Raw genomic sequence first — 26,640 nt, 5'->3', positions numbered from 1 at the left:
CTATAATTGGGCAATACAATAGCTAAAAGAGAATTGTCGGATTGTGATACTTTTATCTTATCAGTAACAAGTCTTTTCCAATTATCATATGAAATACAAGCAGAACACCCCATCTTCATATGGGGCATTCTGCTCTTTTGTTTCGTACCTTATAATGAAGTAACCTTAACCCTGCAAGAATTCAATTAAAGCTGAATTAAATTGTTCATGGTGGGTCGCATTAAATCCGTGTGGTCCACCTTCGACAACCACCAGACGGCTGCCAGGGATAGATTCATGGGTACGTTGTCCACTCACCTCCAAAGGCACGATGGCATCTGAATCACCATGAATAACCAGTGTTGGAATGTTAAATTTCTTCAAATCCTGTCGGAAATCGGTAAGGGCAAAGGCAGCAATGCAATCCAACGTGCCTTTAGGTGAAGCCAGAGCAGCAATATCCCGGTTATAAATACGGAATGGTTCGCTCACAAGGTCTGTACGTTCTCCAGCAGCGAAAAAGCCACTTGTGAAACCATCCAGGAATGCCAGACGATCCGATTTTACCCCATTTTGAAATTCTGCAATCGTTGCATCATCCAATCCTCCTTGAGGATTATCCTCGGTTAAATAGAGGTAAGGAGGAACCGCTCCAGCAAATACGGCTTTAGAAACGCGTTCTGTTCCGTAGGTTCCCACATAACGTGCTACTTCGCCGCCACCCATGGAGAACCCGACTAGTGTAGCATCGCGCAGATCAAGGTGCAAAATCAATTTATGCAAATCCGAAGCAAAGGTATCATATTCATAACCATCCCAAGGTTGGGAAGACTGACCGAATCCACGACGATCATACGTGATCACACGGTAACCTGCTTCGATCAGGGCAGGTACTTGCATTTCCCAGGATCGTCCACTCAAGGGCCAGCCATGAATCAGAATGATTGGTTTTCCCGCACCATGATCTTCATAATACAGTTCAATTGGTTGTGCATTTTCTTCGCCTACATTTAGTTTAGCCATGTAAAATCACTCCGTTAGTTTTATTTTTGTTTGAATCAATAGCGTTGCGCGTATTATTCCCATTTAACCGGCACTAATATAAATAAGAACATTTGTGGCGCTCCACTATAAATCAGCCAGATGTAGCATCGGACAGTGGTTGGATGCCTGCAGAAAACCCCCGAAGTTACGATATAATATTGTAAGCATTTTAGTTACGACGATGATAAGTTGAGACTCGCTGTGCCAGATTGGCCAACGTACGTTCAAAAAAGGATTCATCATTGAGCGCCCTACTCAGAACCAACCCCCCTTGAACACTAGCAATTGCTTCCTCTGAAATTTGATCAGCAGTCTCTTTAGAGATCCCTGTTTGAACTAGTGCCGCGCTTAAGGCTTCAATCCATCTCATAAAATATTGCCGAATTACAGTAGCGAATCGATCTCTTGTTCCGTCCAAAGCGAATGCACCCATAAGGCATATACGCTGTCCAGATTGAAAATAAGTATCGACCGCTTGCCACATATGATCAATGGCTGCTCGGGGTTCATTCTTTTCGAGCGGTTCAAAAATGTTCTTGATAAACCATTGATCAATGTGAGTAAGAATTTCAGCAACCATCTCATCTTTTCCACCCGGAAAAAAATAATATAGGCTTCCTTTGGATAGACGCGTACGGGCTGTAATTTTACTTATAGATGCACCTTCATAACCTAATTCACGAAATACCTCAGTAACGAGAGGGATGACATCAGATTTTTCAAAAACAGTACGAGTCATAGGTTTAACTCGCTTAAGCTTGGATGATCAGCAGGACGCGAACCGAGAGGCCAATGGAATTTACGGCTATTCCAGCTGTCTTCTGCCATACGTTTTTTTAGGATCGCCGTTTCGCGAGTGAATGGGGGAGTTAAATTTTTCATTAAACTTTCCTCACTTTCTGTACTGTTTGTATTAGTATAAACCGTTCGGTTTATTAAAACAAGTTAATATTTCATGGCCAGTAAAAGTTATTCATTAGGTTAACCCCGATGGCGATAATACGGATGCAATTGCTCGGCATATTGAAACATTAGGCGGAGCACTGACGTATGGGCGCCTGGACAACGAATATCCAGCAAAGGAAGAGGGCAGGAGTGTGGTTAATGTAGAACACCACCTTGGTCGAGATTGCTTACGGAAGAAAAGGATTTGTCGATTTGCTACTTAAAGCTATGGTGGAGCATGCGCGGGAAAACGGCGTAAAAATTTTACCCTTATGTACGTTCGCCGGGGGACGTTTTGATCGTACCCCTGAATACGCGGATGTGCTTAATAAATGACAATTTAATTAGGATTGTGATAAGGTTCTAATGCAAAAGGCTGCCAATTAATGACTGGGCGGCCTTTTGCATGGTTAGTTTAAAAATGTTATAAAGTGGAGAATAATCGGCACAGCCTTTATAAGCAGAATGATGCAAATATCGAGGTATATTGCGTAAAGGAATCAAGATAAAACCAGATCTCAACGACCTTTCAAAAAAATCGTTTTTGGAATGGAGGTTGTTTGCAACGATTTCGTAGTATTTACTACAGGAAAGACATAACGAAGTTGAAGAGCAACAGGCCATTGCTCGATCCCAAAGATCAAAATGTGCTAGACAAGTTGCTTCCGTGGTCGGAGTTGTTACCGCTGACATGCCGGGTATGTAAATACTAACAAATCTATATCTGTGAGAAACAGCCCTCATCTTGTAAACAAGGTGGGGGCTGCCGCTTATGCATAGTCTAAGTTGCTCTGGGACATAATGTCCTTGGGTGAACATAATGGAAATGGATTCGTTACTTGCAAGGGTAAACCGAATTGAAGACGCAATGCAGCATCCGTCCGATCTGATTGTGCGGTATCTTCTAAATCATGATATTTGCTTGTTGTATATTGAAGGGATTGTCGATCTACAGCTCTGTCAGGAATCGGTTGTTAAGCCTTTGCTGACATTCTCTCCGAGCAGCGCTTCTTTACAAAACATCATCGATTCTTTGGCTGCCTTGGGTGTTGGTATAAAAGAAGACGATGGTAATATACCTCAACTTTTGCTGAATGGATCGGTTATCCTGATCAGTAGAATACATCATCAGTTTCTTGACGTTCGATTGGCAAAATTCGAAAAACGAAGCATTATGGAACCTGAGATGGAAGTTACAACACGGGGGCCGAAAGACGGTTTTGTTGAAGATTTGTCAGCTAATCGGAGTTTAATAAGAAAACGGCTGAAGACGGATCAGTTAAGAATCGAATCTGTCACCTTAGGTAGTTACTCGCATACCCCTGTGGAAATTTACTATATCGACGGCATTGCAGATAAAGAATTGGTCAAGGGCATTATACGGCAAATCGAAAGCATGAATGTTCCCTTCATAACGGATTCAAGCTTGATTGAGAGAGCTCTCGACAGACGTAAGCTAAAATTCCTTCCGATTATTCAACATACACAGCGTCCCGATACCGTTGTATGTAATCTCATGGAAGGTCGAATCGTTATTCTCGTTGACGGAACACCGGATGCGATTCTGCTCCCGGCTATTTTTTTGAATTTCATGGAAAGTCCTGACGATTACTATGAAATGCCTGTGTTTGGCGCAGTCGTAAAACTTCTTCGATTATTCGCATTTGTACTCTCGATCACTTTGCCTTCCATATATCTCGCCATCTCAACGTATCACTGGGCATTGATTCCAACCAAACTGTTAATCAGCTTCGCTTCATCCAGATCCGGTGTTCCTTATCCGTTGATTTTGGAAATATTGCTGTTGGAGTTCATATTCGAAGTGCTGCGGGAAGCAGGGATAAGATTTCCCAAAAATGTCGGACAGGTTGTAAGTATTGTTGGTGCTCTTGTTATTGGAGAAGCAGCCGTTCAAGCAGGATTTGTATCCGCTCCTACGATCATTGTTGTGGCCTTTACTGGGATAGCCTCATATATCGTACCAAAATACAGCTTTGGTACGTCAACCCGATTGCTGCGATTTCCATTGCTAGCTGTAGCTACATTTGCGGGTCTGCCGGGACTGCTCATGGGCTTTTCCGTCATCGCCGCTCACTTTATTAACACGACATCATTCGGAAAGCCTTACATGAGCCTGACCAGTAAAGTGCACGGAAAGTCCACTGCAGCTTGGTTTATAAATTCGGTCCAAAAGAAAGACTGAGGGGGGATTGCATTGAGGAAAGGGGTTGTAATCCTGGCGCTTACCATTCTGATCGGCTGCGATAACGGGACTCAAATTGAGGATTTGGCCATCACGTTGTCAGTAGGCATGGATAAGGAAGAGAAGGGAGTTACCGTAACGACCGAGCTGCTTAACATACAAAAGGAAGGAAGCAGTCAAACAGGTGGAGGATCTCCGAAATATTTTCTCGAATCGGTAGAGGGTAAAACAATATCAGATGCCATGACTAGACAAAGTGGGATACACCCCAAAGAAGTGATGCCTTTACATAATAAAGTCTTGGTTTTTGGCGAAAAAATGATGCAAAAAGGAATCACGGATATAATTTCCGAATTTTTACGTACCCGTTCCATTCGCGGAGGCGCATATATTGTAGCTTCCAAAAGCACTGCGCATGAGCTTCTGAAATCAACGGCAGTAGAGGAACAGTCTATCTCTACCTCCATAACAGAGCTAGTCGACCGTCAAGGCATTCAAGCTAAAGCAGTGCAATTTCTCCAAGAGGCATCTGGCAAACCTCAAGACATTGTTATTACCCTGCTGGATACTGTCGAATCCGAAGGCAAGAAGCGTCTTGCGGTTTCCGGCGTTGCGATTTTGAGCCACGGGAAGCTAAAGGGTTATCTGAATGAAGAGGAAATGGCCCTCGTCGCTCTATTGAATCGTCAGAAATCGAATGTACATGTTACGGTAGAATACAATGGAGAGCCGGTAGAATTCATCATCAGCCACAGCAAATTGAATCTGGTTTCCCGAATAACGGGGGTTCGGCCCAAGTTCATTTATGAGGGTAATCTTACTTTTGACGTCTACAAGTCAAAGCTTGGGGCTGTTGTCTCGCCAGACGACATTGCGAGGATGGAAGAGCTGTTATCGCAAAAAATGAATTCCAAGCTTACCGAGCTTGTACATAAAGTCAACACACGATATCGATCCGACGTATTGGGACTTGCCGACCATCTGTACCGATATCGGCCCTCCTATTGGAAAAAACATAATGAGGATTGGGATACGATTTTGCCAGATATCGATATTGCTTATCGTATGAAGATTCATATTAAGAATGTGGGACTGCATATTTGAGGGGCGAACAACTGATGATAAAAACAGGTTTGATTACGCTGCTTGCAATTATTGGATTGGTTATTTTACGCAGCATATATGCACGACATTCCGGCAGCCGTAAGGGGGATTGGGTCATGTCCTGCCTGGCTATCATATTGTTTATCGTCGCTTTGCTTAACGCCAACATTTCCGTTAGCACCTACTTGACCCGTTTTGTAAAACCGCTTTCCCACTTCATTTTTGGAGGTGCATGAAATGAGAACAGGAGCTAATTTGGGCTCCGATTCATTCCTAACCTATGGAGTTTGCGTCGGAACTGCAGCATTGATCCCTTTTAGTTTAATGAATCGGCCTCAGGATCAAGGGGGGGCGATCATACTTGGGGGAATTTGGATATTAGCACTGCTTGCGCTTTACCGGTCGATCTTGCGTTTCGGTGATGAACATGATGATCTGTTTGATCTGATCCGTTTGGCTTTTGGCAGGGTTATATCCAAACTGATGATCTATGTTTACGGGATCTTTGTCCTGCTGATGATCGGTAAGGACTTAGCTATCGTTTGGGGAACAATTGGGAATATAATGTTACCGAAGCAGACTCCGCAATTCGTTGCCGCTCTATTGGTCATTCCCATCTTGCTGATATGCATTCAAGGTGGAATCAGGACCATTCTCCACTTAAGTGTTTTCTTTTCTACGTTATGCTTGTTGACCAATATAGTTATTCTCATATTTAGTATACAAGATATTGAAGCCGATTATTTTTTTCCTCTGTTTTATGAAGGATGGAAACCCCTTTTTCAGGAATTTTTCTCAATTTCCACTAATTCCTCCGGTGAAATTTTGCTATTTTTGCTAGTACCTCAAATTTGTGCGGAAATCAGAACAAATATAAAAAGGTATCTTTTTCCGGTACTAGGTATTATGACGACGAATCTGATCAAATACATTGTTTTCGTCGGTTTTTTGGGTGAATATTTGCGATATGTTTCCATACCGGGAGCGGTGGCGTCCGGCGTTTTGACCATGGGCAACGCGCAAATTCGCATTGAATCTCTAGTTATACTTGCGTGGTTCTCGACTGCGATCATCAAGTTTTCTCTTGAGTACTATATTCTAACTAGGATTGCCTCCAAGATAACCGGGAATGGAAGCTCCACGTTTTACCTTTTCCCAGTTGGATTGATTGTGTGGTCCATCACGATGATTATGTTTCAAAATCAACTTGAAATCATCCGCTTCCCGGAAACCTATGCAATCTATGCTACGGTATTTCAAATCATTATTCCTGTAGTTCTATGGGTAGGTTTGAAGTTGAAAATTATCATTCGAGCAAGACTCGAGTGACAAAGGGTTCCACACTGCGGCAGTAGCTGCAGGTATTTTATGTTTTACTGAATACTGAAGAAGGATAATTGACAAAATGAAATACCTATATTACTATACATATAGGTATTACAACAAAAATAAGGGGGGTAATTATTTATGACAAATTTTCATGTTGGCCATGTAGGTATCAATGTCACATCGCTTGAAAGATCTATCGCCTTTTATACCGACGTTTTCGGACTTGTCGTAAAAACGGCATCTTTTGAAGACCAGCGTAAATACGCTTTTCTCGGGAAAGAAACGGGCGGTAATCTAATCACCTTGTGGGAGCAAAGTGAGGGGCGCTTCTCTACGAACACTCCTGGCCTACACCATTTGGCGTTTGAAGTGGATTCTATTGAAGAGGTTCAGCGATTCGAAGGCAAATTGAAGGAAGCCCGTACGCCGTTTCTCTATGACAATATTGTAACGCACCAGGAAGGAAGTAAATCCGGGGGGATTTTCTTCGAGGACCCAGACGGGGTTCGACTGGAAATTTTCACGGCGAATGGCGCACAGCATCACGGATCGGTGGCCCAACATGGCGGCCCGTCTTGCGGCTTTTTCTAAAAGCAACGAGAATAAAGTCCGGCTGCTGGATAACCATTTGATAAGCCAGCTCCAAACTATTCGATAAATTCATCTGGAGGTGCGAAATGAAGGCTAGCGATCTCTTAGTGCGTTGTCTGGAAGCGGAAGGGGTCGAATATATATTTGGAATCCCAGGTGAAGAAACCATTGATCTTTTGGATTCATTGGCGCGATCTTCGATACGATTTGTGCTGACTAGACATGAACAAGGAGCCGCTTTTATGGCGGATGCTTACGGCAGGCTGACAGGAAAGCCTGGTGTATGCCTGGCTACGCTCGGGCCTGGTGCAACGAATCTTATTACTGGTGTCGCCAACGCTCATCTTGACAACTCTCCGGTGATCGCAATAACATGTCAGGCGGCAACGACTCGTCTTCATAAAGAATCGCACCAGAATATAGACACGATACAACTATTCAACGGAATAACCAAATACAATCAGCAAATCGTCTCGGCATCAACCATTCCGGAGATCATTCGCAAGTCTTTTGCTCTTGCATCGGCGGAATCAGTCGGTGCTGTTCATCTGCAGCTACCTGTGGATATCGCGAAGGAGGAGATCGAAGCTTCTCCTCTTCCTATAAAAAGACAGGCTACTTCCAGCCCTGATCTGACATCACTGTCTCATGCTTCATCGCTTATAGCGGAAGCAAAAAAACCTATTGTTCTTGCAGGAAACGGGGTTATCCGCAGTCATGCAGCGGTGCCGCTGCTGAAATTTGTAGAGAAGGCAAACCTGCCGTTAGTTCATACGTATATGGCGAAAGGCATTTTGCCATTCGATCATCCTAATAACTTGTTTGCCGTAGGAGGGACAACAGGGTCGGATCGTCTGCTTCCTCTGTTGGAAGCGGACTTGGTAATCGCTGTTGGCTATGATCTAATCGAATATGATCCCGTCGTGTGGAATGAGGATTCGTCTCGCAAGGTGCTGAATATTCACACGGTTCCTGCGGAAACTGATGCTCATTATCCGGTGGTGCTGGATCTTATTGGTGATATACAGGCTTCGCTGAAGACCTTAACCGCGGCCGTTGTGCAACGTCCCGATATCGCATCATTTGTAGCGTTACGAAAGCAAAGAATCGATGAAATACTTAGAATACCGTCAGACCAAGAGCTCCCTCGCTTAGTCATGAGGGCACTCAGTGAAGCTTTGCCTGATGATGCTATCGTTATTGCCGATGTAGGATTGCATAAGGTTTGGGTGTCTCGCTGGTATCAACCCAAAGCCCCGGGCCGGACCATCATTTACAATGGTTTGGCCTCTATGGGCGCGTCACTTCCAGCCGCCGTTTCAGCTGGTCTTGTTAGACCCCAATCCCAGATAGTTGTAGTTTCTGGCGATGGTGGGTTTCTTATGAACGCTCAGGAATTGGAAACGGCCAGACGTCTCGGTCTTGGAATAACCATAATTATATTTAATGATCAGCGCTTGAGCATGATAGAGAAGCATCAGCGCGAAGCGAATTTGGCCGTCACGCAGACGATTTTTACTAATCCAGATTTCAAGTTATTCGCTCATAGTTTTGGGGCTGAACACCGGCGTGCAAGTAACGCCAAAGAATTTTCACAAGCGTTACAAGAAGCTCTAGAAAGCGGAAATCTAAATTTATTGGAAATTGTCTTGTAACCGTAAATTCTACAGAGAGCTCAATAACGAGAAAGCCGTCCAGGTCAGGACGGCCTTTTTCCATTGGACAAGAAACTTACCCAGAAGCTAAAAAAGGAAGGTGGAGGAGCAAAGCAACTGTCTTCGCTCCACGGCAAATTATTATTGACAAGTTAGGATCTCACACTAGTTTCGGATTGAATGGGGAGTAGCTGATCATTGGCCATGCGTTCGGATTGGCATTCATCCATTCGATGGATAGTTCCAATTCGAATTGGGTCAGTCTTAGGGCACCTGGAAATGTCGAAAGAAGATCATCACTGTCCGGTAATATCTTTGCTTTTCCGGTTAGCTGCATCGTATTTCCAGTCTCGTAATCAATGAAGAGCATGCCACAATGAGGGTTAGTATAAATATTGCCCAAGGTGTTGTACATTGAATTCCCGGCATAATCGGGGAAAACAAGGGTTTTATTATCAATGACATGAATAAACCCAGGGGAACCGCCCCGATGGGAAGCATCCGCTTTGTGTTCTGGACTAGCCGTTGCTATGAAAAAAGTATCAGCCTGCTGTATCCAGCGAATTTGTTTATCATTCCATGTTGCAGCTGTGTGGGAAACTGTGGCTTCTCTTTGTTCCAGCCCTGCTCTTCTATGATCTCGGGCTTGAATGTATTTCGGGCAGTTGGCATAAACCTGCTCGGCTTTAACGATAATCCCGTCGGAGTGCAGCTCAGCTGTACCGTTAAGCCGCATTCTTTTCCGGGTTGTAGGTTCGATCGCCAATATGCCAATTTCCTTTATCGAGTTTAAATGACTTCGAAGCTGCGACTGCTGGAGTGGAGAGATATGAATACGAACGATTTGCTCGTTGATTGGCTTGACAAATCCGGGGGCACCGGTCAATAGTGTCGCCCATACCCTATTGTTGCCATCAATCGTACTTATGATGATAAAAGTCTGATTCGCAAGAAAATCGGATGCTGCTTGGGGCATGTAATCACGAACGGATCTACCGGTTTGTTCGGCCATGGTTAGCGCTCCGGCCATTTGTTGAACAGCTATCTCACCACGGTGGTACACAGAATTCATGAAAATTCCTCCTCTAAAGTAAACTTAATCAGAAAGATAAGTTGCCCATACTCTATTGTTGCCATCTATCGTGCTTATGATGAAAAATGTTTGATTTGCAAGAAAATCAGATGCTGCTTGGGGCATGTAACCACGAACGGATCTACCGGAATGTTCAGACATGGTTGTCGATCCGGCCAGTTGTTCAACAGCAATCTCACCGCGGTGGTACACAGAACTCATAAAAGACCTACTCTAAAGTAGACTTAATCAGAAGGATAAGGACGTGAATTAAACCTAAAGCCATAATCCCAAGGATTATGGCTTTAGCATGTTCAAATTTTACTAAGATTTGTTGCGGTAGCTTCTTTGAGCAATGTTTCGCTGCTTTTTTCAAGAACCATGGGGTAAAGCTCCACCTTATTGGGCGCCAATGATTTCAATTCGTCAAAGACGGCGGCAGAAGCATATACCTTATCCGAATGCTTGAGCTTATCCTTTAATTGCTCCGGATGATTCAAGCCAACATTTATTGCTTCGATTTGCCTAATTCCTGCATCATCGACTCTCTTGGACATCCATTGGGCGCCGGCGTTGCCGAGACACGCGAAGCTTACTTTGCTTCCCGGCTCCAGCTTGGCTACTTCCAACAAAAAGGACATTTCGGTGGTAGCGCCGATGACTAGAATTTTAACATCGAAGCCGGCAAGCATGACTTTTACCTCATCGGCATGATTCAATGTGGTGACGACCGTATTAGCATGCTCCAACGCAGCGGTCAATATGCCGGGATTCTCTGAGACATCCTCGAGAAAGACGGTTACGGCATCCGCTCCTGTGACCCGCTCGATTTCCTTGCGATAAAAAATATGATCGTGCTCCTTGCATTCGATAAATAATAACCGCAATGGATGAGATGCTTTCGTATTGTGCAGCAAAATGTAAGCAAGGCCTGCCGTGAAAAACTCATCGAGCGGAATTCCCAGCCGCTCGGCTTCCTGGATTGTTGTTGTCACCAGATCGTGCATGGGCTGACGAAGTCTTTGGAGCTCGTCGGTCTTCAGACCATTGAGGACAGTCGTGCCGCGGCCCTTCTGCAGTTCTACAATCCCTTCATCCTGCAATTGATTATAGACGAGATTAACCGTATTCCGGTTAAGGCCAAGCAGGTCCGCTAGTTGGTTAGCAGGAGGCAACATGTCGCCCGGTTTAATTTGTCCGACTCCGATCAGCCACTTCAGCTGCTCTCGGATCTGGGTGTTTACCGAAAAGGTCAGCTTGGGATTCACCTTCAAAACGAGATGGTTCTCCATTTCTATATCTCCTTTCATTAATTACTATATGTTTGGTACTTTAAATTTACTTTAATCATCGTAGAAATGCAAGCAATGCAGATATTTCGCGCTTTTAGTGTTGACTATTCCTAAATACCTAGTATTATATACATATAAACACCTATTAAATTATGATTAAGAGAAAGGGGAATGACAACATGAGTAAAGATATTCGACCTCCATTTACCCACGAGGCCGCACTAGCAAAAGTAAAGTTTGCAGAGGATGCATGGAATTCATGTGATCCCGAACGGGTAGCTTTAGGCTATTCCGTCGATTCCAACTGGCGTAACCGCACGGAATTTTTCACTGGGCGTGAAGCCATTAAGGTCTTTTTGACCCGCAAGTGGGAGAGAGAGCTGAATTATAAATTAATGAAGGAGCTGTGGTGCTATACGGATAATCGAATCGGCGTACGCTTCGAGTATGAATATCAGGATGCGCAGACAGGTCAGTGGATGAGATGCCACGGAAATGAATATTGGGAGTTCGCTGACGATGGATTAATGAGAAGAAGAGAAATGACGGGCAATGATTTCCCGATTGAAGAAAGTGAACGCAAGTATAAGTAATGATATTAATAAACAAAAGTATGGAGAGGATGATTCACCATGAGTAAAGATATTCGGCCACCGTTTACACTGGAAACTGCCTTGGCAAAAGTTCAATTCGCTGAGGATGCCTGGAATTCACGAGACCCGGAGCGGGTAGCTTTGGGCTACACTGAAGACTCAAACTGGCGCAACCGTACGGAGTTTTTCACGGGACGCGAAGCTATTAAGGCGTTTCTTACCCGCAAATGGGAGAAAGAGCTGGACTATAAGCTAAAGAAAGAGCTATGGTGCTATACAGGCAACCGTATCGCCGTGCGTTTTGAATACGAGTATCGGGATGCCGATACGGGCCAATGGGTGCGGACGCATGGAAATGAGCTGTGGGAGTATGCCGAAGATGGTCTTATGAAGCGTCGGGATATGAGCGCGAACGATTATCCGATTCAGGAAATCGACCGGCGTTATAAGTAACAGTTTTAACAAAGAAGGGGCTGTCCCACAAGTCATAAAAAGACTCAGGGTAGCCCCGTTCTCCAAGGTTATACAACAAAAAGGAGCCCCTCCCTTGGTAAAATACATCCATTATATTGATGGATGTATTTTATCGTAACGCAGAGTCTCGCATTTTAGCAATTTAGGTCAAATATGAAATTGAGGCATCTCCACACGGCATTGGGAGTGAAGTTGATGGGAAGCTCCGAGTTTGTACTGTACTTGGTTGCTATGTAGGGAAACCGGAAGCTGTGAAAATATCCGAAATCGTAATGTGGCATAAGAATGATGCTAACAAGAGACGACAGTTCAGAATAACCCCAGTAGAAGTTGATCATCAGTTGCCGCTTGCAGAGTAAATATTTCGGATCCGGCTCATCTACATGTAACAACCGAAGCCTTGTCCACACAGATGCAGGAGAGGATTATGGCGTATTCAGACGCAGATATAGCCTACCACTTGTTCAGCCGACTTCATGAAATGAATGTTGTGTATGACGATGTCACAAAATTCATGCTGGACCATCTTGACTTAGAGGAGCGTTTAAAAGAAAAGGCGATAATGAACAAAAACGAGATTTCGAATAACAGCAACAGATTTCAAAGTCTTCGGAAGCTTATTGTTTGCTTGGGAGAAGGTTGTGCGGGATAAACAATGGGAATGTCTGAAATACCATTATCAAAAGGAGGGCTGTATATGAAGACTTGGCAACAAAGCATCTGCTTGATGGTGCTGTCCGCATTAATTCTGTTTGGTGGAACGGCATGTGGCAGTAAAAGTAACGAAAATGGGGCGAATACCAGCACTAATAATGAAAACAACGAGACGTCCGACAATTCACTGAAAATGATTAAATCAAATGGAGAAATCACGATCGGCACAGAGGGAACATATGCACCGTTTACATTCCATGACGAAAGCGGCGAATTGACGGGCTTCGATGTAGAAATCGCTGAGGAGATCGCCAAACGGATTGGGGTTAAAGCAAAGTTCGTAGAAACGAAATGGGATGGTATGCTCGCCGGATTGGACGCCAAGCGTTTCGATATGGTTGCAAACGAAGTAACCATCCGAAATGACCGGAAGGCAAAGTACGATTTCTCCGAACCGTATATCCTTTCAAAAGCGGTTCTCATTGTGAAGCAGAACAATACTAGCATTAAGAGTTTGGCAGATCTCAAAGGGAAGAAGTCCGGACAGTCACTTACCAGTGATCTTGGAGACATCGCTAAAGCCAATGGCGCACAGCTTATCTCAGTAGATGGATTCAATCAGGCTATCGATTTGCTCACTTCTGGACGAATAGATGCTACGATCAACGACAAATTGTCATTTCTAGACTTGAAAAAAGCACGTCCTGATGTGCCAATAAAGGTGGTTGCAGAGACGGACCAAGTGTCGCAAAGTGGCATGCTCTTCCGCAAAGGAAACAAAGAGCTCATAGATGCCGTAAATAATGCAATTTTGGATATGAAAGCGGATGGCAGGTACTTAGAAATTTCCAAAGCATATTTCGGCGAGGACGTTTCGAAATAAAAGGGGGGGGGCATCATGAATGAACGAACAAACCTGGATATTTTCACCGATTCATTTCTGCCCCTGCTGCAAGCAGGAATCGCATTCACAGTTCCTCTCACTTTGATTTCATTCGTGCTGGGACTTGTACTAGCGCTATTAACGGCACTCGCGCGGCTGTCGGATTTTTATCCTCTGGTTTTAGTAGCGAGGTTCTACGTCTGGATTATACGCGGAACTCCGCTCTTGGTCCAATTGTTCATTATATTCTATGGGCTACCCAGCCTTGGTATTCTGATTGACGCCTTCCCGGCAGCGATCATTGGCTTTTCGCTTAGTGTCGGCGCCTATGGATCGGAGATTATTCGAGCCGCAATCGTGTCAATTCCAAAGGGGCAGTGGGAAGCGGCGTTCTCACTTGGAGAAACAAGAATGCAGGCGCTACGCCGTATAATCTTACCCCAGGCGGCGCGTGTCTCGGTGCCGCCATTGTCTAATTCGTTCATATCGTTGGTAAAGGACACGTCGCTTGCAGCAACGGTGACGGTTACTGAGTTATTTCAAAAAGGGCAGCAAATCACGGCAGCTGTCTATGAGCCGTTGTTGATCTACAGCGAAGTTGCTTTGATATATTTGATTTTTTGCACGGCGCTGGCAATGTTACAGCGGCGACTTGAAATGTTTTTTAATCGTTATTTTATGGTTTAAATGGGTAGAGTTCATTTTTAGGAGGTTACCCCCAAATGATCGAAGTCCGCGAATTAACCAAATCGTTCGGCGATAATTTTGTGCTTCGCGGTATCAATTTGACGTTGGAACAGGGGCAAGTGCTTGTTTTGATCGGACCGTCAGGATCCGGCAAGTCAACATTGTTGCGATGTTTAAATGTGTTGGAGTTTCCTGCAGCGGGCTCAGTTACAATCGGGAAGCTACGGCTGGAGTTCCGTCCGAACTTGAAGCCGCGGAAGGCAGATGTGCTCGCATTGCGGCGTCAGTCAGGCATGGTGTTTCAATCCTACCACTTATTTCCCCATTTGACAGCACTTCAGAACGTGATGGAGGGGCAAATTGCGGTACGGCGCAGGCCAAAGAACGAAGCACGGACAAAGGCGTTACAATTGCTTGCGAAGGTTGGATTAGCCGATAAGATCGATGCGTATCCGCATCAACTTTCGGGTGGACAGCAACAGCGGGTAGGCATTGCTCGGGCGATGTCAATTGACCCGGAGATTCTGCTTTTCGACGAGCCAACATCTGCGCTCGATCCAGAGCTCGTGCGCGAGGTGTTGAAAGTTATCCGGGAATTGGCAGGAGAGGGGCGAACGATGATAATTGTTACTCACGAGATGAAGTTTGCCCGCGAGGTGGCAGACCGTATTATTCTGCTCGATGAAGGCGTCATTGTGGAGGAGGGGCTGCCAGAGCAGTTTTTCAGTCAGCCCCGCGAAGCGCGTACCCGGCAGTTTCTCTCGTTGTTGATGGAACAGAAATAAAATGTAAACCGGGTAATCGTTCATCATAACGATAATGTCATTAAGCTTGGGCAACGGCACCAAGCTGGAATATTTGGTTAACGGATATAATAATTAGCCAGTTCTCCCGAGCGAAGCGATGTTTTGCGAGTCTGATCATGCTGTCTATGGAAGGAAGAGCTGAAGTCAAGGCGGACGCACTCATCATTTCTATCGGAGAATCAGCGGTAAAAATGGGCGTTCCCGGCGAAACGGAGAATATCGGCAGAGGAGTCAGCGCCTATGCGACTTGCGACGGATGTTTCTTCCGGAATAAGAAAATTATCGTGGTCGGCGGCGATATCGCGCAGGGGCAATGCAAAAATTCAGTGGAGTCTCGATTACACGCCGACACGAGTCGTTTCTAACGCTGGCCTGAAAGTTCGTGATAACGCAAACTACCAGGAAGAAGTCTTTGGAACGCATTCTATCTTCTCTGGCGATGGGCCAACAGCCGAACACTAAATTCCTGTAAGATCGGCTCAAAACCGACGAACTGGGTAATATTGAAGTTGTTCCCGGCGCCTCCAGGATCATACCTACCGTCAGGCATAAGTTGCACGGCAACCCTGGATTGTGAGCGTTTTTTATCGGACTTTCGGCAGTAAAGAAGAAACGGAGAAAGGGATCATTTTTCAATACTTAGATAATTTTATATGGAGGTCATTATTTATGGTACAAGAACGTACAGGAGTAGCAACGCTTGTTGGACTGCCGATTACACTGTTAGGTCCGGAATTAAAGGTAGGGGACCAAGCGCCCGGTTTTAAAATAAATAAAGATTTGATGACGGAAGCAAGCCTTTCTGATTATGAGGGCAAAGTCAAATTAATCTCTGTCGTTCCTTCCCTCGATACCGGAGTTTGCGACGCTCAGACGCGCCGTTTTAACCAAGAGGCGGCAAACCTAGGTGAAAATGTTGTCATCTTGACGATCTCTGTCGACTTGCCCTTTGCTCAGAGCCGGTTTTGTTCGGTTGCGGGCATTGATAAGGTCGTTGCTTTATCGGATTACAAACACCGATCCTTTGGTCAAGCGTATGGCGTACTGATTAAAGAACTGCAACTTGACCAACGCGCTATCTTTATCATTGACGCTGACGACACGATCCAATACGTGGAGTATCTGAGGGAGATGTCCGAACATCCTAATTATGAATCTGCATTGAATGCGTTGAGAGAATTAGTCGGTTAAATCTATTACACGGGAGGATTACTACAATGAATAAAACCAAAGCGAAATTTACGCTTCACCACTTCGTGCAACGACTGAAGAGTTGAAGGGATTGCCGGAAGCACTGATCATCACTGCGGAAGCTGATGTCCTGCGTGACGAAGGCGAGGCTTATGCCAACAAACTCAGGGATGCCGGCGTACCGGTAACCGACGTACACTTCATCGTGAGTGGTTGCAGTGTCATTATGCTGTCGGATGGTCCGTTTGAGAGGTAGTTACTTTTCTGTCCGGTTCACTTTTTTATAATCATAAGAAAGGGTGACGGCATCATGTTCATTGTGCTGGACGATGCTTATAGTTCTCGTGTACCTCGGGACATGACCTGAGACGATCTTAAGATTTCAACTTCCCAATGGAGAGGTTAACACGATAATTCCCGTGTTCTAGAAGCCTGGCCAGAAGAGTGTCAAGCTCATCATTGGAGGTAAGATGAGCGGTTAACAGAAAACATCCATCCCCACTGATTCGGTGCCCTTCAGTGATCGCATCTTCTGACATAAAAAACTTAAGGAACTCTTTGTGATTAGCAGTTTCAACAAAGACAGTAATGAAGGCGGTTATAGGCAATCCGAGTTTGCTTTTATTGGTTGTAATCGTATATTGTTCAATGACTCCCAAATCCTCGAGCCTACGAATACGGTTTCCAACAGATTGTCCGGTCATATGTATTTCTTGACCAATATCTTTCCAAAGCATCCGTGAGTTTCTCTTCAATAAATCCAAAATTTTCAGATCGATCTCATCTAACATGATTAAACCCTTTCATCATGAAATTTAAAGCAGGGAAAGGTTTTCGCCAACTCGTTCTGCTTTTCTACGCAAATTATTATACTTAGTTCATCCTCACTTTACAGCTTACCTTGGAATTGAGGCGGATAGCAATACATTATCTAAGAGGAGGTAATCCAAATGATTTTACATGAAATCCTACAGCACAACGATTGCTTTGTGAAAAATGAAGAGTATGTACCTTACGAAGCAACAAAGATTCCCAAAAAGCGAATGGTCGTTGTGTCGTGCATGGATGCTCGATTGGTCGAATTGTTACCTAAAGCCTTAAATTTGCACAATGGCGATGCCAAAATCATTAAAAATGCAGGTGGCATTATTTCGCATCCCTTTGGAAGTATTATGCGCAGTATCGTAACAGCAGTATACGAACTGAGTGCAGAGGAAGTATATATTATTGGTCATCACGGCTGTGGGATGAGCCAAAGTAATCCAAAAGGAACATTGCAAAAGGCAATTGATCGTGGAGTTGTGACGCCAGAAGCTCTCCAAACCCTTGAATATACTGGGGTCGATCTGGAAAAATGGTTGTTCGGATTTTCTAATGTTGTTGATTCGATCAAGGCCAACATTGATTTAGTACGCAATCACCCCTTGATGCCTAAAGATGTACCTGTGCACGGACTGGTCATTGCTCCTGATACTGGTAAGCTGGATCTCATAGTCGATGGATATAAAGAAATACCAGTTGGCATGAAAAATTAGTTTTCAATGCAAATATAGAAGGGATGTTACGAATATGGACAGACAACAAGCCGCTCAAAAGGTTATCGATGCTAAAATTGCAAAAAATCTAACTTGGTTGGATATCGCTTCAGTTACAGAGAATGCAGAAACTTGGGTTACAACAGCACTTCTTGGACAAGCTACCATGACACCAGAACAAGCTCAGAAAGTAGGCGCTCTCTTAGATTTGGATAAGGAAGTTATTGAGGCCCTTACTCATATCCCTCAAAGAGGGTCTGCTGTTCAGATGCCACCAACTGATCCGCTGTTGTATCGCTTTTATGAAGCGCTAATGGTGTACGGTCCTACCATCAAAGAACTAATTCAAGAAAAATTTGGTGAAGGCATTATGAGCGCTATTGATTTCGAATTAGATCTTCAAAAAAAAGAGGATCCAAAAGGCGACCGCGTATTTATTACCCTGAACGGAAAGTTTTTGCCATATAGAAAGTGGTAATTTCTAACTTTTTTCAGTCTTATCGAATAACTTGGGATTACTACTCTGTTTAGATTCCCTCAATGAAACCGTGAAAACTTTGAAAGTAAGTTTAGCGACTATCGATTAGCAGCTTGACCCGGAGCCTCGGGCGGCCCGATATACCTGCTATGAGCGAACGGCCGCAAGGCCGACGTTGCTCCAGCAACCAATGTATTAGGCCTGCCCGCTCCGCCTCAATCCACTTTTGAATACTTGGACGTGCTCGGAAATTCGTCAGTGACTTTATGGGAGGTTCAAAATCATGGGTAATTTTGTCTTAGATCAATTGGGATTTGTTCGCCGTCAAACGGTTGATTATGTGAGAAGCATAAGTGATTCTTCCGCGGAAATAGTTCCAACAGGATTGAATAACAACATAAAATGGAATCTAGGCCACATGTATGTTGTACTTGAGAAGTTTGCTTTCCGGCTTACTGGGGAAGAAACTAAAGTCCCTACTAATTTTAGCAAGTTGTTTGATCCAGGAACTAAACCTTCAGACTGGGATGCAGAACCTCCAACGATGTCTCAAATAATTAACTTGTTAACTGAACAAATTGATAGAGTTGAATCGGTGCTTGCAAGCAAATTGAAAGAAGAAATCACTCCTCACTATAAGTCGTCTACAGGACTCACCTATACAACGGTAGAACAGTTACTGGGTTTTCTTATCTACCATGAAGCAATGCACTTTGCGACAATTAAGAATATTAGGAGCATAATTAAGACACGAACTTAATTAATAAACAAGAAATGATGCAGTATATCGCGGACAAAACAAAGGCTAGCCAAGATACGATTACACTTGTGCTGAAGCATGAGCAAGCTTTTAACAACAAGGCCCACGAGAACGCCAAAGGCAAAGACGTTGATATCAATGGCGATGATCTGGCGGACAACATTCTGAGCCGCAAAGATATGAAGCTGAACGAGCTAACGGTGGAGAGCATTCTGGGTTACTGGAATGGATTACTTGATGAGCAAGAGTCATACGGGGTACGTAGGTTTAGTTAAACTAAAAATGTTCTAAGGGGGTTTCATTCGGCTAATTTGGAGCATACAAAGACTCAACCTCCATATCTTGTGGGACTAAGGTCTTTTTTATATCGTATTTCATTGTATATTTCCGTTATTGGGAACTTCTTATCGTAATTATTGAGCTACCATCCCACCATCTACGGTATAGAGGGATTGAGGCATCGTTTTAACAGTGTGGGTGCCACTCAGGCACTCCACACATACAAGCTCAATCTTGGGCAACTACTCGAAGAATATGACCTGGCCCAGCGCCAGCTTGAACAAATTGAGCATGAGCTCCGCCTCATTATTGGGCGTATTCCTTATACACAGAAGCTCCTTGAGATACGAGGCATCTATGTTACGAATCTAGCTGGTGTACTCGGTGAGGCTGGTGATCTAAGCGGATATACGCACGGAAATGCTTTACTACGGCATGCTGGGTTAAATCCAGGTGAAGCTAGCTCCGGGAAATAGCGAGGAAAGATGGTGCTCAGCAAACGAGGTCGGCCACGTTTACGTCATTTTCTTTATCTCATGACAATGAGTATGGTTATGACAAATCCGGAAACACGATCGGCACATCGTTACAATGTAGAGGAAAAGAAACTGAAAAAGATGAAATCCAATCTTATTTATTATCAAATCAACTTTGAAAACCTACGGAGGCTGGAGAAGCCGGGAACTTATCCTTGAATTTAGAAAGTTTCAAGTATTTTGCTGATCGGACCGAACGTAGTATCCGTTAACAGGCTAGGAATTAAGAAGAATGCAAATTGTCTTCGGTTGGGTTTCTCTTTGACGGTGGGTAAAGCAAGGTCTTTGTTGGCCGGAAGTCCGGCATTCTTGCAAGCCCTTTCAAAGGGTATATTATTGTGCAGATGGTACAACAATAAACGGACCCAAAAACAATACAGTTTCCGTAGAACGTGCTGTATTGTAAATGAAGGGGAGGACAATACGATGGTATTAGATGAACGAAGTGCCAGCTTACTGCGGCTATTACAACAATCATCTGTATTGAACATGGCTGAGCTTGAAGCACAGACCGGCCTGACTCGGAGACAAGTCCAGTATGGCATTGGAAAAGCCAATGACTGGCTCAAATCCCATGGATACCGACCCATCAGTTATGATCGAAAAGCTGGATACTACTTGACTGATAAAATCGGAGAGGAGGATTTGCCGGAAAGGCTCACGAAACGCACTTATGTGTTTTCTGAGACGGATCGGGAAAAGGTATTCTACCTGATGCTTCTGCTCAGCCAGGAGCCACTGTCTGTCTATCACTTTCAATCCATTACGGGAGTCTCTCGCAATACCGTATTGAAAGATTTACAGAGGCTTAAGACCAAAATGCAGCAGCACCATCTTCAAATTCAATATTCCAAGCAAGAGGGTTACTTTATCCAGGGCGACAGCAATAACAAGAGATATTTCATCGAACAACTCATACATGATGTATTGCATAGTACCAGCAACCATCTCATTATCCAATGCATATGGGGAGATCGCGAAGAACAAATTCTCTTAGTGCAAAGACAATTGGAACAGATGGAAAGGGAACTGGGGATTGCGTTTACTGATGAACGTCTCCAGGAGCTGACTTTTCTATTTGTTTGTACCGATCAGCTTATTGCAAAGGGCGAAACACTCTACGCCAATCTTAGCTGGGAACCGCTCATTTTTACGAAAGAATATGAGATTGTCGAGCGAATGACGCAGCAAAGCTTGTTCCAATCGGTATGGAGTCAGAAGGAATGTCTGTATGCGACATTACATCTGCTAAGCATGAATAAAACGAGAGACACCTCTCTTCTCCAAGAGGATCATGTGATACAGGAGCTTATCCTGGAGATCGTGGATGAGTTCGAGCGGCTGGCGTGCGTAAATCTGCATAACAAGGAATTGTTCTATCAGCAACTCTACGTTCATTTCCGGCCTGCTTATTATCGGATGCTGTATCGTAACCCTCATATCAATACTCTGAAAGAACGAATTCAGAAGGTGTATCCCGAACTGTATCATCTTACAAAAAAATCCTTGAAGCCGGTAGAACGGGTGATAGGCTGTCCGGTTCCACAAGGTGAAGTGGCATACTTTACCACTCATTTCGGGGGATGGCTCCGCAGGCAGGGTACTACACTGGATGACCGGAAGCGTGCGATTGTAGTCTGCGCTAACGGAATTGGAATAAGTAATATATTAATCTATACCTTACGGGAACTATTCCCGGATATTCTATTCCTGGATGCACTATCCGTCAGGGATGCGGCAAATTACGGCTTTGCTTATGATCTTGTTTTTTCAACAGTACACCTGAGAACAACAGCGACTCTGTTCGTAGTACCCCCTATTCTGGAGATTCAGGACAAACAAAAGCTGCGTCAGCAAGTAATGCAGGAATTGTACGGTTATACCATGCAGAACCTGGATATTGAGATGATGTTAAAGGTTGTATCCCAGTATGCAACTATTCATGAACCTGACCAACTTGAGAGTGCACTTCAATCCCATATTTACACGCATACACAAAAGACAAATAAACATTCCTTGGAAGGGGCGGAGAAACCAGTGTTAGAACAATTAATTACAGAGCAAATGATCCGGTTTGAGTCCCGTGTATCCGACTGGAGAGAAGGAATTAAGCTTGCGGCGGAGCCTCTAATTGAAACGGGGACCATTGAAGAAAGATATGTGGAAGCCATGATTCATTCCATAGAAGGGAACGGCCCATATGTAGTCATTACTCCCGGGGTAGCGATTCCGCATGCACGTCCTGATCAAGGTGTCCTGTCTCTATCCATGAGTCTGCTAAGACTGGATGAAGCCGTAGATTTCTCACCGGATAAACCGGTACGGCTAATTATTGTATTGGCTGCTGCCGACAGGTCATCCCACTTGCGCGCGTTGGTGCAGCTTTCACAAATGCTTGGTGAACCATCCAATATTGAAGATATTTTGCAGAGCCAAGATAAGTCAGTCCTGTTAGATTACATTCATAAATATTCTAAGGAGGAAACAATATGAAAAAGATTATGGTTGTATGTGGAAACGGGCTCGGGAGCAGCTTTATTATGGAGATCAATGTTAAAAAGGCTTTGACAGAGATGGGCAAGACAGCGGAAGTGGATCATACCGATCTGGCATCCGCCAGAACCGTGCAGGCGGATATTTACATCGGAGCAGCGGATATCATGGGACAACTGGATGATGGAAGCCGTGCGATCGTTACCCTTGAGAACATGATGAGTATCCCGGAGATTACCTCCAAATTGCAACCGCATTTGGCATAAAATAAAAAAACGTAAACGGGGGGGGCTTGTAATGTTAAATCTTATCATGAAAGATATTCTGGGTACACCATCCATATTAGTGGGCCTTTTTGCTCTCATAGGATTGCTGTTACAACGTAAATCTGCGGCCAATATTGTTTCTGGTACCTTAAAAACGGTTATGGGTTTTGTCATTATTGGAGCAGGAGCAACAGTTCTAATTGGCTCGCTTGATATATTCAGTCAGATGTTTAACTATGCCTTTAAAGTAACGGGTGTCATTCCGAACAACGAAGCCATTGTAGCCGCTGCACAGAGCAGCTTTGGTACTTCCACCGCCCTCATTATGGTGTTTGGTATGATCGTTAATATCTTGCTAGCCCGGTTTACACCGCTCAAGTATATCTTCTTAACCGGTCACCATACGTTGTTTATGGCTTGTTTAATTGCTGTGACTTTATCCGTCGGAGGACTTAAAGGGTTTGCCTTGATCCTGATTGGTGCAATCCTTCTCGGTCTGTGTATGGTTATCTTTCCCGCTATGCTTCAACCGTTTGTACGGCAAATAACCGGAAGCGATGACTTTGCCATTGGCCACTTTGGCACCATTGGTTACTTTATCTCCGCTAAGATCGGAAAATGGTTCGGAAATAAGGAAAAGACGACAGAACAAATCAAGGTTCCGCAATCCCTAGGATTTCTGCGCGATACCTCAGTAGCCGTCTCCCTAACTATGGCAATCTTCTTTGTAGTCGTGGCTTTATTTGCAGGCCCGGGATACATCGAGTCCGAGCTCTCGGGCGGTTCTAATTTCATTGTCTTCTCATTAATGCAAGCGATCACATTCGCTGCCGGGGTATATATTATCCTCGCCGGTGTGCGTATGCTGATTGCTGAGATTGTTCCCGCATTTAAGGGAATTGCTGAAAAAATCGCGCCAAATACAAAACCTGCGCTGGATTGCCCAACTGTATTTCCTTTTGCTCCTAATGCGGTAATTATAGGATTTTTGTCCAGCTTCGTGGCGGGGCTGCTGTCGATGTTCATTCTTCCTGCAGTCGGATTAAGTGTAATTATTCCAGGACTAGTGCCGCATTTCTTTACAGGGGCCGCTGCCGGGGTGTTCGGAAACTCTACAGGTGGCAGACGCGGAGCGGTACTCGGATCTTTTGCCAACGGACTCATTATCAGTTTCCTTCCAGCCATTCTACTGGTATTCCTGGGGGATGTAGGATTTAGCGGAACAACATTTGGTGACTCGGATTTTGGAATCGTCGGCGTCATTATTCTTGGATTTGCAAAGATATTTTGAGCAGCTTAAGTTTTATGAGTGTAAAAGAATAGAACCACCAGAGAAAATTGCACAGAACTCACGGACTGTGCAATTCTTTCTGATGGGCAAATGGGGGAACTAAATAGTGAATATACAAGATGAGTTGTCCATTAAAACAATTAGAACACTGTCCATAGATGCCATAGAGAAGGCTAACTCCGGTCATCCAGGTCTGCCCATGGGGGCCGCTCCAATGGCCTATGAATTATGGGTGAAGCATATGAATCATAATCCCGGCAATCCTAAGTGGTTCAATAGGGACAGGTTCGTATTATCTGCCGGTCACGGGTCGATGTTACTTTACAGCTTGCTACATTTGTCCGGATATGGTGTACCCATGGAAGATCTCAGGAACTTCCGCCAATGGGGCAGTACGACACCGGGTCATCCCGAATATGGACACACTCCGGGTGTTGAAGCTACAACCGGACCTTTGGGACAAGGGATTGCAATGGCCGTGGGGATGGCTATGGCAGAACGGCATTTGGCAGCAACTTATAACAAAGTGGGCTACGATGTGGTTAACCACTTTACCTATGCTCTGTGCGGTGATGGTGATCTAATGGAAGGCATATCCGGCGAAGCGGCTTCCCTCGCGGCTCACTTAAAGCTTGGACGCCTTGTAGTGTTATATGATTCCAACGATATTTGTCTCGACGGGGAATTGAAGCATACCTTCTCTGAAAGTGTGGAACAACGTTTTGAGGCGTACGGCTGGCAAGTCATCCGAGTAGAAGACGGGAATGATCTGAAGGAAATCGGTAATGCGATTGAGCTAGCAAAGGGAGACTTGAGCCGCCCCACGTTAATTGAGGTTAAAACTGTTATCGGATACGGATCGCCGAACTTTGCGGGAACATCAAATGTGCACGGATCACCCCTCGGGAAAGAGGAAACAAGATTAACCAAAGAGGCCTATCAATGGAAGTTTGAAGATGATTTCCATGTTCCTGATGAGGTATATAGCCACTTCTGCTCACTTGTAACTGAGGCGGGGCATCAGAAGGAAGTAAAGTGGAATGCGTTATTAGCTGCCTACAGGCAAGAGTATCCTGAACTGGCGGGGCAGTTGGATGATTCCATTCATGGCCGCTTCCCTGCTGGATGGATAGATGGTTTGCCTTCCTATGAAGTCGGGACGAGCCTGGCTTCACGCGCATCTTCCATGGATGCCCTTAACGCCATCGCCAAAGCCGTTCCGCAATTTGTGGGAGGTTCTGCCGACCTCGCTAGCTCCAACAAAACAACATTAAAAGATGCTGGTGATTTTTTCGCTTCCAATTATGCCGGACGTAACATTTGGTTTGGTGTACGGGAGTTTGCGATGGGAGCAGCCCTAAATGGAATGGCGCTTCATGGTGGTCTGAGGGTGTTCGGCGGTACTTTCTTTGTCTTCTCCGATTACCTCCGGCCGGCTATTCGCTTGGCAGCCCTAATGAGTTTGCCCGTTACGTATGTGTTCACACACGACAGCATTGCTGTCGGTGAGGATGGCCCAACCCACCAGCCAGTTGAGCAATTGGCATCGTTAAGGGCAATGCCGAATATTAGTGTTATCCGCCCGGCAGATGGTAATGAGACAGTGGCCGCATGGCGAATCGCCATGGAATCCAGCGAGACACCGACGGCTCTGATTCTTTCACGCCAGAATCTTCCTACGATCGCTGGGACAAAGGAACAGGCCTATTATGATGTTGGCAAGGGAGCATACGTAGTCGCCAAGTCGGAAACGGAGATTCCTCAGGCACTTTTGTTGGCGTCAGGTTCTGAAGTACAGTTGGCACTGGAAGCCAAGCATGAACTTGCCAAGGAGAACATTGCTGTATCGGTAATAAGCTTCCCGTCATGGGATCGGTTCGAGGCTCAGCCAAGAGAATATCGGGACTCGATTCTCCCACCATCGGTAGAGGCACGGTTAGCCATAGAGATGGGAGCTTCCCTGGGATGGGATCGGTACGTAGGCTTCGAAGGGGAAGTGCTGGCTATCAATAGCTTCGGCGCTTCCGGGGCGGAATCCGCAGTCCTGCGGGAATACGGGTTTACCGTAGATAATGTAGTAGCTAGAGTGAAGGGATTATTGGAGAAATTAGGATAGCCGATTGCTTATTGAATGATGCTGATCTATGCAAGGAGTAGTTTGCCTATGGTAAATACTCCTTGTTTTTTTGATCGTTCGTGAATTAAGCGCCCATGAGTTTGGAGTGGTTCCCCGATCGTTGTTGTAGGCCAGAACTATCGAATCCCCCTGTATCTCCGGTAACCTCAAAAAATTCGACAATACCAGCGAGGACAAAATAATTTCTAAAGTCGGGTACAATTTTAAAATGGTATTTTTCGATCCTCTATCATCTAATAAAAATTTCTCTCGATTTAGAGATTCTGATGATTTCTCATAACTAAAAACTTGTTATACTAATTTAGGGTTAACCAACGTTCGTATTACTAAAGACTCAAAATATAAAGGAGATTGTATATGAAC

29 protein-coding genes and 2 pseudogenes are annotated in these 26,640 nt (G+C 44.7%); 25 read left to right on the top strand and 6 right to left on the bottom strand.

From position 1 onward, the window contains the following. Window positions 1-165 precede the first annotated feature (165 nt). From A3842_RS28720 to A3842_RS32235, 3 genes are all read right to left on the bottom strand, one after another. Window positions 166-1,002 (bottom strand): alpha/beta fold hydrolase, encoded by an 837-nt coding sequence (locus tag A3842_RS28720; protein ID WP_074103580.1) that lies wholly within the window; start codon window positions 1,000-1,002, stop codon window positions 166-168. A gap of 190 nt (window positions 1,003-1,192) precedes the next feature. Continuing rightward, window positions 1,193-1,762, bottom strand: a complete 570-nt coding sequence (locus A3842_RS28715) for a TetR/AcrR family transcriptional regulator (protein ID WP_074103579.1) — start codon at window positions 1,760-1,762, stop codon at window positions 1,193-1,195. After that, window positions 1,759-1,905: a DUF1348 family protein gene (locus A3842_RS32235; RefSeq protein WP_143186395.1), complete on the bottom strand. Its 147-nt coding sequence runs from the start codon at window positions 1,903-1,905 to the stop codon at window positions 1,759-1,761. Before A3842_RS32235 ends, A3842_RS28715 begins: the two co-directional genes overlap by 4 nt. 237 nt (window positions 1,906-2,142) lie before the next feature. On the opposite strand from A3842_RS32235, the gene A3842_RS31695 reads away from it, so the two are divergent. The 7 genes from A3842_RS31695 (at window position 2,143) to A3842_RS28680 (ending at window position 8,850) form a co-directional block, all read left to right on the top strand. Continuing rightward, the gene (locus tag A3842_RS31695; protein ID WP_256701912.1) at window positions 2,143-2,304 is read left to right on the top strand and encodes an N-acetyltransferase; all 162 of its coding nucleotides are present in this window, start codon (window positions 2,143-2,145) and stop codon (window positions 2,302-2,304) included. Window positions 2,305-2,788: 484 nt separating this feature from the next. Beyond that, window positions 2,789-4,171 carry a spore germination protein gene (locus A3842_RS28705; protein ID WP_074103578.1) on the top strand — a complete coding sequence of 461 codons (1,383 nt, stop codon included), beginning with the start codon at window positions 2,789-2,791 and terminating at the stop codon, window positions 4,169-4,171. 12 nt (window positions 4,172-4,183) lie between these two features. Next, entirely contained in the window at window positions 4,184-5,275 is a 1,092-nt protein-coding gene (locus tag A3842_RS28700) for a Ger(x)C family spore germination protein (protein WP_074103577.1), read from the top strand. A gap of 14 nt (window positions 5,276-5,289) precedes the next feature. Next, a complete protein-coding gene (locus tag A3842_RS28695; protein ID WP_074103576.1) occupies window positions 5,290-5,511 on the top strand; it encodes a hypothetical protein in 222 nt (73 codons plus the stop codon). A gap of 88 nt (window positions 5,512-5,599) precedes the next feature. Continuing rightward, window positions 5,600-6,604: a GerAB/ArcD/ProY family transporter gene (locus A3842_RS28690; protein WP_371916027.1), complete on the top strand. Its 1,005-nt coding sequence runs from the start codon at window positions 5,600-5,602 to the stop codon at window positions 6,602-6,604. 138 nt (window positions 6,605-6,742) lie between these two features. Next, on the top strand, window positions 6,743-7,195 hold the full coding sequence (locus A3842_RS28685; RefSeq protein ID WP_074103574.1) for a VOC family protein: 453 nt from the start codon (window positions 6,743-6,745) through the stop codon (window positions 7,193-7,195). Between the two features lie 86 nt (window positions 7,196-7,281). After that, window positions 7,282-8,850, top strand: a complete 1,569-nt coding sequence (locus A3842_RS28680; protein WP_074103573.1) for an acetolactate synthase large subunit — start codon at window positions 7,282-7,284, stop codon at window positions 8,848-8,850. A gap of 160 nt (window positions 8,851-9,010) precedes the next feature. Here A3842_RS28680 and A3842_RS28675 read toward each other — a convergent pair whose 3' ends face one another. Together A3842_RS28675 and A3842_RS28670 are read right to left on the bottom strand one after the other, a co-directional pair. Beyond that, window positions 9,011-9,922, bottom strand: coding sequence for a pyridoxamine 5'-phosphate oxidase family protein (locus tag A3842_RS28675; RefSeq protein WP_074103572.1), 912 nt, complete (start codon window positions 9,920-9,922; stop codon window positions 9,011-9,013). A gap of 314 nt (window positions 9,923-10,236) precedes the next feature. After that, complete coding sequence (locus A3842_RS28670; RefSeq protein WP_074103571.1) at window positions 10,237-11,214, bottom strand: GntR family transcriptional regulator; 978 nt, start codon at window positions 11,212-11,214, stop codon at window positions 10,237-10,239. A 179-nt stretch (window positions 11,215-11,393) separates the two neighbouring features. Here A3842_RS28670 and A3842_RS28665 point away from each other — a divergent pair, with 179 nt between their 5' ends. From A3842_RS28665 to A3842_RS28625, 9 genes and pseudogenes are all read left to right on the top strand, one after another. Beyond that, window positions 11,394-11,807: a nuclear transport factor 2 family protein gene (locus tag A3842_RS28665; protein WP_074103570.1), complete on the top strand. Its 414-nt coding sequence runs from the start codon at window positions 11,394-11,396 to the stop codon at window positions 11,805-11,807. A 39-nt stretch (window positions 11,808-11,846) separates the two neighbouring features. Next, window positions 11,847-12,260 carry a nuclear transport factor 2 family protein gene (locus A3842_RS28660; RefSeq protein ID WP_074103569.1) on the top strand — a complete coding sequence of 138 codons (414 nt, stop codon included), beginning with the start codon at window positions 11,847-11,849 and terminating at the stop codon, window positions 12,258-12,260. A gap of 448 nt (window positions 12,261-12,708) precedes the next feature. Further along, window positions 12,709-12,933, top strand: coding sequence for a hypothetical protein (locus A3842_RS28655; protein ID WP_074103568.1), 225 nt, complete (start codon window positions 12,709-12,711; stop codon window positions 12,931-12,933). Window positions 12,934-12,978: 45 nt separating this feature from the next. After that, complete coding sequence (locus A3842_RS28650) at window positions 12,979-13,818, top strand: amino acid ABC transporter substrate-binding protein (RefSeq protein ID WP_074103567.1); 840 nt, start codon at window positions 12,979-12,981, stop codon at window positions 13,816-13,818. Window positions 13,819-13,833: 15 nt separating this feature from the next. After that, window positions 13,834-14,505 carry an ABC transporter permease subunit gene (locus A3842_RS28645; RefSeq protein WP_074103566.1) on the top strand — a complete coding sequence of 224 codons (672 nt, stop codon included), beginning with the start codon at window positions 13,834-13,836 and terminating at the stop codon, window positions 14,503-14,505. 35 nt (window positions 14,506-14,540) lie between these two features. Then, on the top strand, window positions 14,541-15,290 hold the full coding sequence (locus tag A3842_RS28640) for an amino acid ABC transporter ATP-binding protein (RefSeq protein ID WP_074103565.1): 750 nt from the start codon (window positions 14,541-14,543) through the stop codon (window positions 15,288-15,290). Window positions 15,291-15,427: 137 nt separating this feature from the next. After that, complete coding sequence (locus tag A3842_RS28635) at window positions 15,428-15,676, top strand: FAD-dependent oxidoreductase (RefSeq protein WP_074103564.1); 249 nt, start codon at window positions 15,428-15,430, stop codon at window positions 15,674-15,676. Between the two features lie 304 nt (window positions 15,677-15,980). After that, window positions 15,981-16,502, top strand: coding sequence for a thiol peroxidase (gene tpx / locus A3842_RS28630; RefSeq protein WP_074103563.1), 522 nt, complete (start codon window positions 15,981-15,983; stop codon window positions 16,500-16,502). A gap of 37 nt (window positions 16,503-16,539) precedes the next feature. After that, window positions 16,540-16,758: pseudogene (locus A3842_RS28625) on the top strand (alpha/beta hydrolase fold domain-containing protein); the annotation flags it as partial. A 118-nt stretch (window positions 16,759-16,876) separates the two neighbouring features. Here A3842_RS28625 and A3842_RS28620 read toward each other — a convergent pair. Beyond that, entirely contained in the window at window positions 16,877-17,293 is a 417-nt protein-coding gene (locus A3842_RS28620; RefSeq protein ID WP_074103562.1) for an Lrp/AsnC family transcriptional regulator, read from the bottom strand. Between the two features lie 159 nt (window positions 17,294-17,452). Here A3842_RS28620 and A3842_RS28615 point away from each other — a divergent pair, with 159 nt between their 5' ends. From A3842_RS28615 to tkt, 9 genes and pseudogenes are all read left to right on the top strand, one after another. Beyond that, window positions 17,453-18,037 (top strand): beta-class carbonic anhydrase, encoded by a 585-nt coding sequence (locus A3842_RS28615; protein WP_074103561.1) that lies wholly within the window; start codon window positions 17,453-17,455, stop codon window positions 18,035-18,037. A 34-nt stretch (window positions 18,038-18,071) separates the two neighbouring features. Then, the gene (gene cynS, locus A3842_RS28610) at window positions 18,072-18,515 is read left to right on the top strand and encodes a cyanase (protein ID WP_074103560.1); all 444 of its coding nucleotides are present in this window, start codon (window positions 18,072-18,074) and stop codon (window positions 18,513-18,515) included. Window positions 18,516-18,798: 283 nt separating this feature from the next. Further along, window positions 18,799-19,275 (top strand): DinB family protein, encoded by a 477-nt coding sequence (locus A3842_RS28605; RefSeq protein ID WP_074103559.1) that lies wholly within the window; start codon window positions 18,799-18,801, stop codon window positions 19,273-19,275. 14 nt (window positions 19,276-19,289) lie between these two features. After that, window positions 19,290-19,550, top strand: a complete 261-nt coding sequence (locus tag A3842_RS28600; protein ID WP_305953403.1) for a hypothetical protein — start codon at window positions 19,290-19,292, stop codon at window positions 19,548-19,550. Window positions 19,551-19,745: 195 nt separating this feature from the next. Next, window positions 19,746-20,180: pseudogene (locus A3842_RS28595) on the top strand (transposase); the annotation flags it as partial. A gap of 336 nt (window positions 20,181-20,516) precedes the next feature. Continuing rightward, complete coding sequence (locus tag A3842_RS28590; protein ID WP_074103558.1) at window positions 20,517-22,583, top strand: BglG family transcription antiterminator; 2,067 nt, start codon at window positions 20,517-20,519, stop codon at window positions 22,581-22,583. Further along, entirely contained in the window at window positions 22,580-22,849 is a 270-nt protein-coding gene (locus A3842_RS28585) for a PTS sugar transporter subunit IIB (RefSeq protein WP_074103557.1), read from the top strand. Before A3842_RS28590 ends, A3842_RS28585 begins: the two co-directional genes overlap by 4 nt. A gap of 31 nt (window positions 22,850-22,880) precedes the next feature. Beyond that, a complete protein-coding gene (locus A3842_RS28580) occupies window positions 22,881-24,140 on the top strand; it encodes a PTS ascorbate transporter subunit IIC (RefSeq protein WP_074103556.1) in 1,260 nt (419 codons plus the stop codon). 103 nt (window positions 24,141-24,243) lie between these two features. After that, window positions 24,244-26,256: a transketolase gene (tkt, locus tag A3842_RS28575; RefSeq protein ID WP_074103555.1), complete on the top strand. Its 2,013-nt coding sequence runs from the start codon at window positions 24,244-24,246 to the stop codon at window positions 26,254-26,256. The last annotated feature ends 384 nt before the right edge of the window (window positions 26,257-26,640 follow it).

Origin of the sequence: Paenibacillus sp. P3E, from assembly GCF_001909045.1 — a bacterium.
In the GTDB taxonomy this organism is placed as follows: domain Bacteria; phylum Bacillota; class Bacilli; order Paenibacillales; family Paenibacillaceae; genus Paenibacillus_AQ; species Paenibacillus_AQ helianthi.
This window is presented reverse-complemented; position numbering and strand designations above follow the sequence as displayed.